Below are 16383 nucleotides of genomic sequence, written 5' to 3'. Positions count from 1 at the left end.
GCAAGTGCTTTTTGCAGACTTCTTTGAAGCGCGAAACCGTTATAAATCAACGCTTTCCGACACCTCGATCACCCTTCCGGTGACCCCGAGAAGGACGCGCATTATATGGCGCCAATCTCGTTTGGCAAGCTCTTTTTCAAAGCTTTTTTCAGGACTGGGAATCGGCGATTGATCGACTTGATTCTCAGTACTGAAGGACTAGCTGAAGCCCCGCCGAAGTGGCGCACATTATAGCGATCACCTCGAGCCTGGCAAGATATTTCTGAAATCCTTATTAAGGGAAAACCTTATGAAAATCAGACACTTAAACCATGTCCCGCCGCCGTTTGCGTTGCCACTCAAGCAGCGAGGGCGCGAACTATACGGGCGCCCCCCAACGTACGCAAGCACTTTGTGAAAGATTTTTTCAGCCACCCAGAATTCACGGGATCCGATGAATTTGAGCGAACAAAATCCCGGGCTCAGTAAAGTAGCCAGTCACTTTTGCGCAAGGGATCTAATGAGCTTAGTGTGGGAGGGCAGAACTGCCAAATAATTTAAGAAGAAATACTGGCCAATCCGCCTCTCATCGGCAGACCGAGCCAGGTGACGCGCGCAAGCACCACCCGACCGTAAACCAGAATCAGCTCCGCTTGTTTTCCTTGGGCGCACCTTCTACAGAAGCGACATCGTGATTCGTCGCCTCGTCAGAATCGTGCCCCTCGGAAACCACTTCACTTTGCGCGGATTCCCGGGCGCTATCAGCAACGGCCATTTTACGACGCTCGCTCAAGGCGCCCCACGCCCAGAGAACTGGCCCGGAGAAGGTATAGATAATCGCAATTACCAACAGCACACGCGGGGGGTCAATAGTCACCAGACTGAAGATCAAAATAATCGCCAGCATCATCACAAATGGCACCCGCCCCTTGAAGTCGAGCTTCTTGAAGCTGGTATAGTGAAAGTTGGACACCATCAGCAGCCCGGCAGCAGCAGTGACCAGAGCGGCAATAATGGCCAGTCCGGTTCCCACTTCCGCTTCGTGACCCGCCCAGACCATACTGGCGACGATCGCTGCTGCTGTGGGGCTCGCCAGCCCAATAAACACCCCCTTATCAACCGTATCCACCTGAGTGTTAAAACGTGCGAGCCGCAGCGCGGCGCAGGCTGTATACAGAAAGGCCGCCGCCCAACCCAGCTTACCCAAAGGCCCTAATCCCCAACTGAACACGACCAGCGCAGGTGCCAACCCGAAGGAGACCATGTCGGACAGGGAGTCATACTGCACCCCAAAAGCACTCTGGGTATCAGTCAATCTGGCGACGCGACCGTCCAGCCCGTCGAGAATCATCGCCGCAAATATCGCAATGGCGGCCGCCTCAAAATTGCCGCCCATTCCGGCAATGATGGCGTAGAAACCACTGAACAGGGCGCCAGTGGTGATCAGGTTAGGCAACAGATAAACGCCTTTTGCGCGTACCTTTTTACCATTGGGCGAAACCTCTTCCTCCACATGCTCATCGACTGGCAGGCGGATTTCTTCATCGGATCCCAACCCTTTGGGCTGAGTGTCCCTGTTATCGCTCATACAGGCTTCCTTAAAAGCACAACTTGATTATCTCCCTGGCAGTGTACAGTGACGGAGCGGCAAAAAAAAAGCGGCGGGACCGCGAAGTCCCGCCGCTTTGTGATCGAAAGCTGCTAATCGATGGAATTAACTGTTGCCTTCGGTCTTGTCGATGATTTTGTTCGCCTTGATCCAGGGCATCATGGAACGCAGCTTGGCACCCACTTCTTCGATCGGGTGCTCACCGCCAATACGACGCTCCGCTTTCAGGCGCGGCTGGCCGGCGAGGGACTCCAGCATGAAGTCTTTGGCGAACTTACCGGTCTGAATATCTTTCAGTACACGCTTCATTTCCGCCTTGGTCTCTTCGGTCACAATGCGCGGGCCGGTTACGTAGTCACCGTACTCTGCCGTGTTGGAGATAGAGTAGCGCATGTCCGCGATACCACCCTGATACATCAGGTCGACGATCAGCTTCAGTTCGTGCAGACACTCGAAGTACGCCATTTCCGGCGCGTAGCCCGCTTCGGTGAGGGTTTCGAAGCCCGCCTGCACCAGCGCGGATACACCACCACACAGTACCGCCTGCTCACCGAACAGGTCGGTCTCGGTCTCTTCGCGGAAGTTGGTTTCGATAATGCCGGAGCGACCACCGCCGTTTGCAGAAGCGTAGGACAGAGCCAGCTCTTTGGCGCTACCGGAAGCGTTCTGGTAGATCGCGATCAGAGTCGGAACGCCGCCGCCTTCCAGGTAGGTAGAGCGCACAGTGTGGCCCGGGCCTTTCGGGGCGATCATGATGACGTCAACATCTTTCGGCGGCTCGATCAGCTCGAAGTGCACGTTGAAGCCGTGGGCGAATGCCAGGGCAGCACCGGCCTTCAGGTTCGGCGCCACCTGCTCCCGGTATACGCCAGCCTGGTATTCGTCCGGAGTCAGGATCATCACCACATCAGCATCTTTCACCGCGTCGGCAACTTCCGCTACACGCAGGCCCGCCTTCTCTGCTTTTGCCCAAGAGGCGGAACCTTTACGCAGACCAACCACAACGTTGCTCACACCAGAGTCCTTCAGGTTATTGGCATGGGCGTGGCCCTGGGAGCCGTAACCGATGATGGCTACAGTCTTGGACTTGATCAAAGAGAGGTCACAATCTTTATCGTAGTAAACTTGCATAACTTACTTCCTGCTTAGTGTGCGTTGAATTTCAACCCGGGATCGGACCCGGGAAATTCCTGTTTCAAAATTTGACGCTCAAATACTGAGAATTTTCTCACCGCGGGCAATCCCGCTCACCCCGGAACGGACCACTTCCATAATGGTGTGTTCGCCCAGCGCCTGTAGGAAAGCGTCGAGTTTTTCACTGGTACCTGACACCTGTACCGTGTACATGTTGCTGGTGACATCAACTATCTGGCCGCGAAATATATCCACGCTGCGCTTGACTTCATCGCGCTGCGCACCGGTCGCACGGACCTTTACCAGCAGAAGCTCGCGCTCAATGTGGGATCCTTCTGTCAGATCCACCAGCTTTACCACATCGATCAACTTGTTCAGATTCTTGGTGATCTGTTCAATCTTGTGGTCATCCCCGATAGTTGTCAGGGTAAGACGCGACAGGGTCGCATCCTCGGTTGGCGCTACCGTCAGGCTCTCAATGTTGTAGCCTCGCTGGGAAAACAGGCCAACCACCCGCGACAGTGCACCGGGTTCGTTCTCCATCAGAACTGAAATGATTCTGCGCATCCTGTTTACCTCCCTTTATGTCCGTTCCGTCTTGCTGAGCCACATATCCCGCATGGAGCCATTTGGCATGACCTGCATGGGGTAGACGTGCTCAGACGGGTCGACATAAACATCGATAAACACGGTGCGATCTTTGATCGCGAAAGCCTCGGCCAACTTGCCGTGGAGCTCGTCGCGATGCTCGATCTTCATTCCAAGGTGCCCGTAGGCTTCCGCCAGCTTGATAAAGTCCGGCAGGGACTCTTCATACACGCTGTTGGACAGACGCCCCTCGTACTGCATTTCCTGCCACTGCTTGACCATACCCAGGGCCTGGTTATTCAGACACAGGATTTTTACCGGAAGGTTGTACTGGGTTGCTGTAGACAGCTCCTGAATACACATCTGGATACTGCCTTCCCCGGTCACGCAGACGACCTCCGCATCCGGATGTGCCGCCTTCACCCCCAGTGCCGCCGGCAGGCCAAAGCCCATGGTGCCGAGCCCACCGGAGTTGATCCAGCGACGGGGCTTGTCGAACAGGTAGTACTGAGCGGCGAACATCTGGTGCTGGCCCACATCGGAAGTAACGTAGGCATCCCCATTGGTAATCTGATGCACCGCACTGATCACTTCCTGCGGCATCAGCATATCGCCATCTGTCCGATAGCGCGGCGCCGTATAAAGCCCATGGCGCTCTCGCCAGTCGTCGATCTGCCGCCACCAGTCCACAATCGCGGACTGATCCGGCATCTCCTTTGATGCTTTGAGCATTTCCAGCATTTCTTTCAGCACCGACTGGACGGTACCAACGATCGGCACATCGGCGGTGATGGTTTTGGAAATGGAGGCGGGATCCACGTCGATATGGATCACCTTGGCACCCGGGCAGAATTTATTGGGCGTATTGGTGACACGATCATCGAAGCGCGCACCCACCGCAAGAATCACATCCGCATGATGCATCGCGGTGTTGGCCTCAAATGTACCGTGCATACCCAGCATGCCAAGGAACCGTTTATCGGTTCCCGGGTAGGCGCCCAACCCCATCAGAGTGTTGGTCACCGGGAAATTCAACCGCTGCGCCAGTTCGGTCAGCAGCTCAGAACCATCCCCCTGCACCACGCCACCACCGGCATAGATGACCGGGCGCTTGGCAGACAGCAATAGTGCTACCGCCTTGCGAATCTGACCGGTATGACCTTTGCCCGCAGGGGTATAAGAGCGCATGCGCAGCTTTTCCGGATAGGCGTAAGGGTAACGGTCAACCGGGTTGGTTACATCCTTGGGAATATCAATTACCACCGGGCCGGGACGACCAGTGGAGGCGATATAAAACGCCTTCTTGACCACCTCGGGAATTTCTTCCGCTTTTTTAACCAGAAAACTGTGCTTCACGATCGGGCGTGAACAGCCGACCATGTCGGTTTCCTGGAAAGCGTCTTCACCGATTTTGTCCGATGGTACCTGACCAGAGATCACAACCATCGGAATCGAGTCCATATAAGCGGTGGCAATACCGGTGATGGCATTGGTGGCACCGGGGCCGGAGGTCACTAGCACCACGCCGGTCTTGCCGGTTGCCCGGGCATAACCATCTGCAGAGTGGGTTGCACCCTGTTCGTGGCGCACCAACAGGTGCTTGATGCCCTTCTGACGAAAGATCGCATCGTATATATGCAGCGCCGAACCGCCGGGGTAACCGAATATCAGTTCTACCCCTTCATCCTGCAGCGCGCGAACCAACATATCGCCGCCGGAGAGTAATTCCACTTGAGCCCCCTCAATAATTCCCATTTGTTAGGATCCGCATCATCCACAAACCACAGAATAGCCGGGTGGCGCGAAAGCCAGACGGCGATTCTAAAGGAAAAGCGTGATAAATATCAGCCTTAAACGCAGAATTAGCCCGTTTTTTAGGATAACTTCACGGCAATGCCAAAACTGCGCGGAACCCGACCGGTCGCGGAACCGGGGTGCGGGCCCCAAAGGCCTCCAGATGGGGAGGACCTCCTCGGCAGGAGGTAGTGGGTGCTTAACCCACTGGGGAGAGAGTGCGGGCCGCGGGGTGTTGCGGTGACATCTACTTCGCCGAGTGAGGTCCAAATTGTCCAGTTTGAATTGCCAGTGTCAACCAGAGCGTGGCCGTCAATCACAAATTCGCCAACTGCGCCGCCATACACACCACGCCCGAGCACGCCCCACCACACAAACTGTTAACTGGGTTGCGAGATACCCAGTGCCCCCCGTTACAATGCAGAACCAATGACCGGTAAAAACAACACAGTAAAAGGCGGCTCTTCATGCGCATTCTGATAGCAACCCTCACTTTTTCCTTGGGTCTGATGGCATCCGCTCACGCCGATGGCATCTACAAGTGGGTGGATGAGAACGGTGTGTTGCACTTTGGGTCCCAACCGCCCAAGAAAGAACAGGTGGAGGTCGTCAAGGCACCAAAGTCGGAACGCTACCGCCAGTGGCAAACTGAGCAGCAGGCTCTGGTGGCCGATCAGCAACTTGCCACTGCAGCCAAGCCCGATGAGGCTATGGCTGAGGCAGCACCAGCTCAGGCCAGCCAGGATGCGCAACGGGAACAGCAGCGACTCAATGAGGCAGAGGTCGCCGCCCGAGCTCAGCGGTGCCAAAGTGCTCAGCAACGGCTCCAGGAGCTGAACTCACACGCACGAGTACGCGAGGTGGACGCCAACGGCAACTACCGGGTACTGCCCGAAGAGGAGCGTCAGCAGCGTATTCAACAAACCCGCCAGGTTCTGCAGAACAACTGCTGATGCTCCCCGGAGCCGATAGATCGCCTGAAGCACGGCCCAACCAGGCAATCGCGTTTACGATGCGGCGCCACTCTGCTGGCTACGCATCTGTTCGCCGCCGTTGTTCCCGTAGTCCCTTCCTAGCAATAAATACATCGCCGGTACCACAAACAGAGTAAACAGGGTTCCAATAGTCATCCCCGATGCCACCACCAACCCCATCGCGAATCGCGCCCCACCACCCGGGCCTGCGGCCAACAACAACGGCACCATAGCGAGCGCCAGGGAAGCGGTCGTCATCAGGATCGGGCGCAGACGGATACTGGATGCCTGCTCAATCGCCTCCCGTTTGCCTTTTCCCTCCAGTTGCAACTGGTTGGCGAACTCCACGATCAGAATACCGTGCTTGGAAATTACGCCAATGAGAGTAACCAGCCCCACCTGCGTATAAATATTCAGAGTTGTAAGCCCGAGGCTGACAAAAATCATCGCTCCGCACACACTCATCGGCACAGTCACCAGCATAATCAATGGATCGCGCCAGGACTCAAACTGCGCCGCGAGCACCAGATATATCACTACCAGTGCAAAAAAGAAGGTAAGCACCAGGTCAGAGCCTTCGTTTTTAAACTGCCGCGACTGCCCTGAGTAATCAATGGAATATTCCCGTGGCAAAATTTCCTGCGCGGCGCTCTCCAACACACCCAGCGCCTCCCCCAACGGCACGCCGGGGCGCGGGACACCGGAAATAGTGACCGCATTTAACTGCTGAAAACGCTTAAGCTGCTGCGGCTCCACGGTTTCCTCGAGACGTACCAGTGTGGAGAGCGGCACCAGGCTGCCATCGCCAGCGCGAATGTAATACTGCTTCAACTGCTCACCGGTCAGACGGTCTACTCGTACCACCTGCGGAATCACCTTATAGCTGCGGTTCTCCAGTGAGAACCGGTTGGTGTAGGCGCCGGACATCATTGCCCCCAACTCCCGCGCCAGATCCGCCATGGTGATGCCAATAGATGCCGCCTTATCCCGGTCGATTACTACCGACAGCCGCGGCTTATCCAGCTTCAGGTCAGCGTCGAGAAAAATAAATCGCCGACTGTCCAGTGCGCGCTCCATAATTTCATCGGCAAAGCCAGCCAGCGTAGAAATGGGCTCCGTTGTGCCGATCACAAACTCCACCGGTAGAGTGCCGCCAGCGGTGGGCAGACTCGGCGGTACAAAGGTGGCAACCTTGAGACCGGCGATCTCAGACACCTCACCACTTATGACCTCCTGCATCTCCTGAGTATTTTTGTCGCGCTTGTTCCAGGACGACAGCACAAAACCGGCAATCGCGCTATTGGGGCTGTTGCTGGCACCACCAACACCGTTTAGCAGGAAAAGGTTTTCAACCTCCGGATGGCGGTCACGCACCTGGTTAATCTGGCGTGTGTACTGTTCCATGTAATCCAGTGTGGCGTAGGCATCGCCACTGGCAATACCCAGCACAAAACCTCGATCCTCTTTGGGCTCCAGCTCACTGGGCGAGGTGATAAACAGGAAGTAACAACTGCACAGCACGATCAACCCAAACACCAGGATCACCAGCCGCTCATCTAGCGCTCCATGCAGTCGCCGCCGATAAGCAGACTCAAGCCGGCCCAATTGTTTTTCCAGCCAGACTTCGAAGCGATTACTGCGCTGGCCATCTTCAGCGCGCAGCACCTTTGCCGCCATCATCGGCGAAAGCGTGAGTGCAACCACACCCGACAACAACACCGCACCCGCGAGGGAAAAGGCGAACTCGACAAACAGTGTCCCGGTGAGGCCACCAAGAAACCCAATAGGCAGATAGACCGCAATCAGCGTGGTGGTCATCGCTACAATGGGCCAGGCAAGCTCGCGGGCTCCTTTTAATGCCGCATCCTCTGGTGCCATTCCGTCCTCGATATGGCGGTGCACGTTTTCCAGCACGATAATCGCGTCATCCACTACGATGCCAATGGCCAGCACCATTGCCAGCAGGGTCAGCAGATTGATGGAGAACCCCATCAGCAACATCAGGAACAAGGCGCCCACCATGGAGAGCGGCACTGCCACCGCGGGAATGATGACGCTGCGAATAGAGCCAAGAAACAGATAGATCACTACGATAACGATCAATACTGCTTCGACGATGGTTTTTACCACCTCATTGATGGAGTCCTGAATGTACTCGGTACTGTCGTAGGGAACCTCTCCCAGCATCCCTTCGGGTAATTGCGGAAAAATTTCATTGTCCAGCTTGTCCCGTACTTTCGCGATCACTTCCAGAGCGTTTGCATCCGGAGCCACCTCGACCGCCACAAACGTTGCCGAGCGCCCATTGAAGGTCACCGAGGTCTCATAGGATTCAGACCCCAACTCCACATCCGCAACGTCTTCCAGGCGTACCAGCTGATCACCATCGGCACGTACTACCAGACGACGGAATGCCTGCTCGGAGGCGATATCTGTATCGGCCCGTATATCCATGGCAACCCGCGTTCCCTTGGTACTGCCCACCGCGGCAAGAACGTTGTTCAGACGCAGAGCACTACTGACATCACTCGGGGTCACCTCCTGAGCAGCCATTTCCGCCGGCTTGAGCCAGATGCGCATGGCAAAGGTTCGGTTGCCCAGTAGGGCCGCCCGCTGTACCCCGGCAACCGTAGATAATTTGGGCTGGACCACACGGGTTATGTAATCAGTGATCTGGTTGTTATCCAGAATTTCCGATGAGAAGGACAGGTACATGGCGGCGATGGTTTCGCCAACGGCAAGATCGACCGTCGGATCTTCCGACTCATCCGGAAGCTCATCTCGCAACTTGTTTACCTTCGCGGCAACCTGGGTAAGAACTTCACTGGGATCGTAGTCAAGCCGCACATAAGCCTGAATAACGGAAATACCCTGGATACTGGTGGATACTATGTAATCCAGGCCATCGGCACTGGCGATTTCCTGCTCAAGCGGTGTAGTAATAAACCCCTGCACCAGATCCGCGTCCGCACCCACATACACCGTACTGATGGTGATGACGGCATTTTCCAGCTCCGGGTATTGACGCACGTTGAGCTCTGAGGTTGATCGCAGCCCAAGTAGAAATATAAACAGGCTGACGACACAGGCCAGAACCGGTTTACGAATGAAGATATCGGTAAAATACACTCGGCGTCCCTGCCGACAGGCTTCGCCTGTTAACTGTTTTCCGGGTCCGGAGCGATTTGCTCCGGTGGTGGATTGTCGTTGTTAATGATTACCCCACCTTCATTGCGCAACTTCAACAGGCCACTGGTGGCCACCTGTTCGCCGGCTTCTACACCCTCGGTTATTTCGATCAGGTCGCCACGCTCCTCACCGGTCTTTACAAAGCGCTTTATCGCGATCCATTCCGCAGGTTTTGCATTGCCCCGGCCCATCATTTTCTTGTCGCTGCCACCGGTCGCCGGCTTCCCCTTGGACTTTCGAATCACAAATACGGAATTTCCATACGGCGCATAGCTGATGGCGGTACGGGGCACCACCAGAACATTGCGGAAATTCTCCAGCTGTACCGCAACGTCCGCAAACATGCCTGGGCGCAATTGTCGCTGGGGATTATCCAACGTGGCCTGTAATTGGAAGGTACGATTGCTCGGATCAATCGCTGGATCGATTGCGGTAATCCGGCCGTGAAATTTTTGCGCGGGGAGCGCTGCCGCAGTGAGCTCGACGCTCTGCCCCTCGCTTACCCGGGTAAAATCCTGCTCGGACAGCGAAAAGTCTACATAGATTGGATGCAGTTGTTGCAGAGATACCACAGCATCACCGGGCGCGACATTCTGCCCGAGGTCCACCTGTCGGATACCGAGCTGACCGGAGAAAGGGGCGACAATGGTACGCTCGCTGATCGTCGCGCGCTGCACAAGCAGGTTCGCCAGCACCTGATCCAGGGCAGCCTGAGCCTGATCCAGTTCACGCAGGGTGGCAACGCCTTTTTCGTAGAGCTGCGATATTCGCTTAAAGTCTCTTTCTGCCAGCCGGCGCTCAGCCTCCAGTACTTCAATCTGCGCGGTTTCCGGATCGGCAGTGAGCTCTGCCAATAGCCTACCTTTTTCGACGGTTTGACCGGACTCAAAGTAAATGGCTTTGACTTCACCCTGCGCCCGCGTGGTAACGTCAACGCCATTGATGGCACGCAGGCTACCCACGGCATTCAAGCGGGTTTGCCAGCGTTGGGACTGCACCCGGGTGGAGGTGACTGTGGCTGGCGGCAAAGACATGTTGTCCATAAACTGGTTCATCATGTAGTTGCCGAAAATTTTAAAACCGAAGATACCGCCAAACACCACAAGGCAGGCCAGCAGCATCCACAACATGCGCCGGTTAAAGAGCTGCCTTGCCAGTGTCATACATCAATTCCATTGGAGCGTAAGCACTTCGATTCCTCGTAGGTGGCGGCGGCAGAACCCGGTCTCACAAGTTTCTACCTGATTCCACCACTTTCACAAATACCTTTTCGCTACTTTTCAAAAACCGCTTTATCCTCATCCAAGGTCGCGTAAATGGTATCCCCGGGCGAAAATTTTCCGGAGAGCACATCCTGGGCCAGGGGGTTTTCGATCCACATCTGGATAGCGCGTTTGAGTGGCCGTGCGCCATACACCGGGTCAAAGCCCACATCGGCAAGCTTGCCCAGCAGCTCGTCGGAAATTTCCATTTTCAGATCCCGGTCGAGCAAACGCTTGCGCAGATTCTGCAATTGTATCTCGGCGATAGAACGGACTTCCGCGCGATCCAGGGGGTGGAAAACCACAACCTCATCGATACGGTTGATGAACTCCGGGCGGAAGTGATCACCCACAACATCCATTACCGCGGCTTTCATTTGCCGGTAGTGAATCTCCGAGTCGATTTCATCGTCGTCCCGGGCGCTGGCGTATTTCTGAATCAGGTCTGACCCGAGGTTCGACGTCATTACCACGACGGTGTTGCGGAAGTCGACAGTGCGGCCCTGACCATCGGTGAGGCGACCATCCTCGAGTACCTGTAGCAAAATGTTGAACACGTCCGGATGGGCTTTTTCAACCTCATCCAGCAACAATACCGAGTAGGGCTTGCGACGAACGGCCTCGGTGAGATACCCCCCCTCCTCATACCCCACATAGCCGGGAGGGGCGCCGATCAGTCGAGCAACCGAGTGCTTCTCCATGAACTCCGACATATCCACTCGCACCATGGCGTCTTCAGTGTCGAACAGGAATCGTGCCAATGCCTTGCACAACTCGGTTTTACCCACACCGGTGGGGCCGAGGAACAGGAAGGAGCCGTTGGGGCGGTTGGGATCGGCGAGCCCCGCGCGCGAGCGTCGCACAGCGTTGGAAACAGCTTCCACGGCCTCGTGCTGACCGATCACTCGATCGTGCAGAGATTCTTCCATGCGCAGCAGTTTCTCCCGCTCACCTTCGAGCATTTTGGAAACCGGTATTCCGGTCCAACGGGAAACCACTTCCGCTACCTCTTCGTCGGTAACCCGATTGCGCAGCAGCTGGTTGTCACTGGTATCACTGTTGTCGGATGCCAGCTTTAACTGCTGTTCCAATTGGGGAATCACACCGTACTGAATTTCCGACATACGGGTCAGGTCACCGGCGCGGCGCGCGGCGTCCATATCCAGCTTGGCCTGCTCCAGTTTGTTTTTGATGTCAGCACTACCTGCCAGTTTGGCCTTTTCCGCCTTCCAGATTTCCTCCAGGTCCGCGTACTCTTTCTCGATCTTGTCGATGTCTTCTTCGAGTTTAGCCAGCCGCTTTTTTGCGGCCTCATCATCTTTGTCTTTCTTTACCGCCTCGCGTTCGATCTTGAGCTGAATCAGGCGGCGCTCAAGCTTATCCATCTCTTCTGGTTTGGAATCAATTTCCATACGGATGCGGCTGGCGGCCTCATCAATCAGGTCGATCGCTTTGTCCGGCAACTGGCGATCGGTGATGTAGCGCTGAGAGAGCTTGGTGGCGGCGATAATCGCAGAGTCGGTAATATCGACCCCGTGATGGACTTCGTAGCGTTCTTTCAGTCCGCGCAGAATGGCGATTGTGTCTTCTTCTGACGGTTCATCCACCAGCACCTTTTGAAAGCGACGCTCCAGGGCGGCGTCTTTTTCAATGTACTGGCGGTATTCGTCCAGAGTGGTGGCGCCGACACAGTGCAGTTCGCCGCGGGCCAGCGCGGGCTTGAGCATATTGCCCGCATCCATGGCACCTTCGGCTTTGCCGGCACCGACCATGGTATGCAGCTCATCGATAAACAGGATGACGCGGCCCTCCTGCTTGGAGAGTTCGTTCAGCACCGCCTTCAGGCGCTCTTCAAACTCACCGCGGAATTTTGCCCCGGCGAGCAGGGCGCCCAGGTCCAGTGACAGCAACCGTTTGTCTTTCAGCCCTTCCGGAACCTCACCGTTAACAATACGCTGGGCCAGCCCCTCGACAATGGCGGTTTTACCCACCCCAGGCTCACCGATCAATACCGGATTGTTTTTAGTGCGACGCTGCAGAACCTGAATAGTGCGGCGAATTTCGTCATCACGACCGATGACCGGATCCAGTTTTCCGGCTTCCGCGCGCGCGGTCAGATCCAGCGTGTATTTATCCAGCGCCTGACGGGCCTCTTCGGCCTGTGGGTCGTTGACCTTTTCGTCACCACGCACTTTGGTGATGGCATCCTGGAGGTGCTTCAGATCACCGTGGGCATTGAGTATTTTCGACACTTCACCAGCAGCGGAATCAAACGCGGCCAGCAAGACAGTTTCGCTGGCAATAAAACTGTCGCCATTTTTTTGAGCTTTTTTGTCCGCCAGATTAAACAGGCGCATCAGCTCCTGGGACATACCGACGTCCCCCGTCGGCGTACCCACGGTGGGTAGGCTATCCAGGCGTTTGGCGAGGTCATTTCGCAGGCCGTTGATATTGAATCCTGCCTGGTTCAAAAATGCCGTGGCGCTACCATTTGACTGGTCCAATAGGGCCTGAAGGAGGTGCTCGGGAAGAATCTGGTTATGGTCACGGCCAACGGCGATGGATTGCGCGTCCGCAATGGCGGCCTGCAGTGGGTTGGTCATCCGGTCGATGCGCATATGCTGATACCCTCTCCTGATCCTCTTCTGATACACGGCGCGCCCGACAGGTAATATGACGACGCGCGGAAACGCAATGACGAATACAGTCTAGTGCTGATCAGTAATTTGCGGGCAGGAGGTGGGTTTTAAAGGGGGGCAGTAATGGGATAAATAGAATTTACGTCATGCCGGACTTGATCCGGCATCCAGCTTCGTAGTGCTGGATTCAGGGTCAAGCCCGGAATGACGCTGAGATCAGGAATACGGTATGGTAGGTAAGCGCAGCGCATCCACCAAAAAGTTACCTACTCAAACCAAATAAGAGAAGCCATGCGACCGGTATTACCATCGCGGCGGTAGGAAAAGAACTCGCTCGGCTCAGTCACCGTACAGCGGTCTCCGCCAAAAACTTCCGCGACACCCAGTTCAGCCAGCTCGATGCGCCCCAGTGCGTAAATATCTGCCAGAAAGTGCAATGGCTTTTTGCTGTGGGGCACAAAGCACTGGGCGATGGCTTCGGCGTGAGATTCGCTCAAGGCGGATTCGAAGGCCGCCTCCAGCACATCCACCCCGCACTCAAATGATTCCGGCCCGATGGCTGGGCCGAGCCAGACCAGCAGGTCCCGGGGGTCGCTTTGCATAGCGTCTATGGTTTCGCGAATAATCCCGCCGGCGAGTCCCCGCCAGCCCGCATGAATGGCGGCCACTTCAGTGCCATCGCGATTACAGATCAACAGCGGCAGGCAATCGGCGGTCAGCACCGCACATACGATGCCGGGCTCACGGGTAAAACTGGCGTCCGCAGTCAGAACTTTGCCATCCGCGCGGGCAACAACCGCCTTATCGCTGTGAATCTGCTCCAACCATTGGGGGTTGTTTGGCAAGCTCAATTCCCGCTGTAGCTGATCCCGATTTGCCGCGACCGCCTCGGGAAGGTCGCCCACATGATCTCCGAGATTGAACCCGGTGTACTCCCCTTCACTGTGCCCGCCATGACGCAGCGTGACAGCGGCGTGCACATTGGCAGGTGCAGGCCAGTCGGGTTTGAGGTAATGATCGGCTGACATCAAGAGAATCCTGTGCGTTGAAGAATAGGGTTGCACTTTGAGCTCAGAAATTATCCGCGCGGAGCAATTCAAGCAGCTGCAGCATATCGTCCGGCATTGGCGCCTGCCAGTGCATCACCTCGCCGGTTGCCGGGTGTAAGAGCGCCAGTTCTGCAGCATGCAATGCCTGTCGCGGGAACTGTTGTAAGGCTTGGATCAGTGCCTGCCCGGCCCCTGCAGGCAACTTGCTGCGCCCCCCATATAGCGGATCCCCCACCAGTGGGTGGCGGATATGTGCCATATGCACCCGGATCTGATGGGTACGACCGGTTTCCAGCTGACAGCGCACCAGAGTGTGCGCGCGAAAGCGTTCCTGTAGACGATAGTGAGTAATCGCTTCCTTTGCCCCCCCCATACCTGCGTTGGGCAATACGGCCATTTTCAGGCGATGGGTTTTATGGCGCCCCATGGGCGCATCCACGGTACCGCCGCCACTCAGGGTGCCCTGCACGACCGCGTCGTACAGGCGGCGTACGCTGCGCTCCTTGAGCTGGTCCACCAGATCGGTCTGCGCCTGCAATGTCTTGGCGACCACCATTAAGCCGCTGGTGTCCTTATCCAGCCGGTGCACGATACCGGCACGGGGAATATTCTTCTGGCCGCTGCAATGAGCCAGCAAGCCGTTCAGCAGAGTGCCATCGGGATTGCCTGCTGCGGGGTGTACCACCAGACCCGCGGGCTTGTTGATTACCAGGATGGCCGCATCCTCGTAAACGATATCCAGGGGCATCTCTTGTGCCAACCACTCCCCCTGAGGCTCCAATTCTGCGTTCAGAACCAGCAGTTCACCGCCAAACAGCTTATCTTTAGGCTTGGCGGTACGGCCATCTACAGTGAGTTGGCCGCCTTTTATCCAGGTTTGCAGGCGCGCGCGGGAATAATCAGGGATCAAATCCGCTGCGATCTGGTCAAACCTGTGCCCGGCGTACTCCGCGGGCACTTCAATTTCGAGTTGTATTTGATTGCTCATCCGAGAGGGTCTAGTGTCCTGTAACGCAATAAATGTGGTTGCCAGCAGGCTGCTTGTACTTTGGGCTGGCGGGGCGCTGTGGTTAAATAGCTGCCCTTCGGCCCCCGGTGGATTTTGGGCGGCTAGTTTAATAAGGTTGAGACGAATAATGATAGAGCGAGGGGCAATGCGGTCTTGGAACAGACAGTCCTGGAAAACCCTGTGTGTCGCGTTTTTGGCCGTCCTGGTGGCCTCATGTGCCAGCACAGACGAAGAAGAGGAAGGTCTGCCCACCGGTAACCGTACCGAACAGGCCTTCTACGAAGCCGCTCAGCGGCAGCTCAAATCCAGCCAGTGGGAGCTGGCGATCAAGAACCTGCGCGCCCTGGAAGACAACTTCCCCTTCGGCAACTACGCAGAACAGGCGCAACTGGAGCTTATTTACGCCTATTATCGCGACTATCAGAACGATGCCGCCATCTCCGCTGCGGACCGCTTTATCCGCCTGCATCCACAGCACCGCAATGTAGACTACGCCTACTATATGAAGGGCCTGGCCTCCTTCACCGAGGGCAGCGGCCTGTTTGAACGCTTCCTGCCGACGGACATGACCCGCCGTGACCCGGGCTCGGCACGGGAATCCTTTGCCTACTTCGCACAGCTGATGGCGCGCTATCCGGAGAGCCGCTATGCGCCGGATGCACAAAAGCGCATGATCCACCTGCGCAACCTGCTGGCACGCTACGAGATTCACGTGGCCAACTACTACTTCAAGCGCAATGCTTATCTGGCCTCTGCCAATCGCGGCCGCTATGTGGTGGAAAATTTCCAGCAGACTCCGGCGGTGCCGGATGCACTGGCCGTAATGGTGCAGTCTTACCACCTGCTGGAAATGCCTCAGCTTGAGGCCAGCTCCCTCGCGGTATTGCGCACCAACTACCCGGATCATCCCGCCTTCCGGGAAGATGGCTCGTTCAACTACAAGTACTACGCGGGTGCCAAGGGCCGCAATATTGCCCACCGCCTGACCCTGGGGCTGTTTGAGAAGTCGGACCCCCGAGGGTTTGACAGCCGCGAGCTGTACAATGCAGAGTTCCGGCCTGAGCAGGCGCCGCTGCCGCCTGAGCTGAATTGATCTAGCTGCACTGCCCAGTCAAAAAGCCCCCGTTACACAGGTAACGGGGGCTTTTTTGTGGCAC

The 16383-nt window shown here is 56.3% G+C and carries 11 protein-coding genes; 2 read left to right on the top strand and 9 right to left on the bottom strand.

What is annotated here, in order from left to right:
* Positions 1-622: 622 nt before the first annotated feature.
* The 4 genes from pssA to AU11_RS17280 form a co-directional block, all read right to left on the bottom strand.
* Complete coding sequence (gene pssA, locus AU11_RS17295; protein WP_231492111.1) at positions 623-1567, bottom strand: CDP-diacylglycerol--serine O-phosphatidyltransferase; 945 nt, start codon at positions 1565-1567, stop codon at positions 623-625.
* 126 nt (positions 1568-1693) lie between these two features.
* The gene (gene ilvC, locus AU11_RS17290) at positions 1694-2719 is read right to left on the bottom strand and encodes a ketol-acid reductoisomerase (RefSeq protein WP_043320883.1); all 1026 of its coding nucleotides are present in this window, start codon (positions 2717-2719) and stop codon (positions 1694-1696) included.
* 78 nt (positions 2720-2797) lie between these two features.
* Positions 2798-3289 (bottom strand): acetolactate synthase small subunit, encoded by a 492-nt coding sequence (gene ilvN / locus AU11_RS17285; protein ID WP_043320882.1) that lies wholly within the window; start codon positions 3287-3289, stop codon positions 2798-2800.
* A 15-nt stretch (positions 3290-3304) separates the two neighbouring features.
* Entirely contained in the window at positions 3305-5041 is a 1737-nt protein-coding gene (locus AU11_RS17280) for an acetolactate synthase 3 large subunit (protein ID WP_043320990.1), read from the bottom strand.
* 530 nt (positions 5042-5571) lie between these two features.
* Between AU11_RS17280 and AU11_RS17275 the strand changes: the two genes are divergently transcribed.
* Positions 5572-6057, top strand: a complete 486-nt coding sequence (locus AU11_RS17275) for a DUF4124 domain-containing protein (RefSeq protein ID WP_043320880.1) — start codon at positions 5572-5574, stop codon at positions 6055-6057.
* Positions 6058-6111: 54 nt separating this feature from the next.
* On the opposite strand, the gene AU11_RS17270 is transcribed toward AU11_RS17275, so the two are convergent.
* The 5 genes from AU11_RS17270 to rluD form a co-directional block, all read right to left on the bottom strand.
* Positions 6112-9207, bottom strand: a complete 3096-nt coding sequence (locus AU11_RS17270) for an efflux RND transporter permease subunit (protein ID WP_043320878.1) — start codon at positions 9205-9207, stop codon at positions 6112-6114.
* A 29-nt stretch (positions 9208-9236) separates the two neighbouring features.
* On the bottom strand, positions 9237-10430 hold the full coding sequence (locus AU11_RS17265) for an efflux RND transporter periplasmic adaptor subunit (RefSeq protein ID WP_043320877.1): 1194 nt from the start codon (positions 10428-10430) through the stop codon (positions 9237-9239).
* 110 nt (positions 10431-10540) lie between these two features.
* Entirely contained in the window at positions 10541-13147 is a 2607-nt protein-coding gene (gene clpB / locus AU11_RS17260; protein WP_043320875.1) for an ATP-dependent chaperone ClpB, read from the bottom strand.
* A 287-nt stretch (positions 13148-13434) separates the two neighbouring features.
* Entirely contained in the window at positions 13435-14196 is a 762-nt protein-coding gene (gene pgeF / locus AU11_RS17255; RefSeq protein ID WP_043320873.1) for a peptidoglycan editing factor PgeF, read from the bottom strand.
* A 43-nt stretch (positions 14197-14239) separates the two neighbouring features.
* The gene (gene rluD, locus AU11_RS17250) at positions 14240-15205 is read right to left on the bottom strand and encodes a 23S rRNA pseudouridine(1911/1915/1917) synthase RluD (RefSeq protein ID WP_043320870.1); all 966 of its coding nucleotides are present in this window, start codon (positions 15203-15205) and stop codon (positions 14240-14242) included.
* A gap of 166 nt (positions 15206-15371) precedes the next feature.
* On the opposite strand from rluD, the gene AU11_RS17245 reads away from it, so the two are divergent.
* Positions 15372-16319, top strand: a complete 948-nt coding sequence (locus AU11_RS17245) for an outer membrane protein assembly factor BamD (RefSeq protein WP_051687413.1) — start codon at positions 15372-15374, stop codon at positions 16317-16319.
* Positions 16320-16383 lie beyond the last annotated feature (64 nt).

The organism is Microbulbifer sp. HZ11 (assembly GCF_000708675.1).
Lineage (GTDB): Bacteria > Pseudomonadota > Gammaproteobacteria > Pseudomonadales > Cellvibrionaceae > Microbulbifer.
Note: the sequence above shows the minus strand (reverse complement) of the source record. Positions and strands in the feature narration are given on the sequence as shown.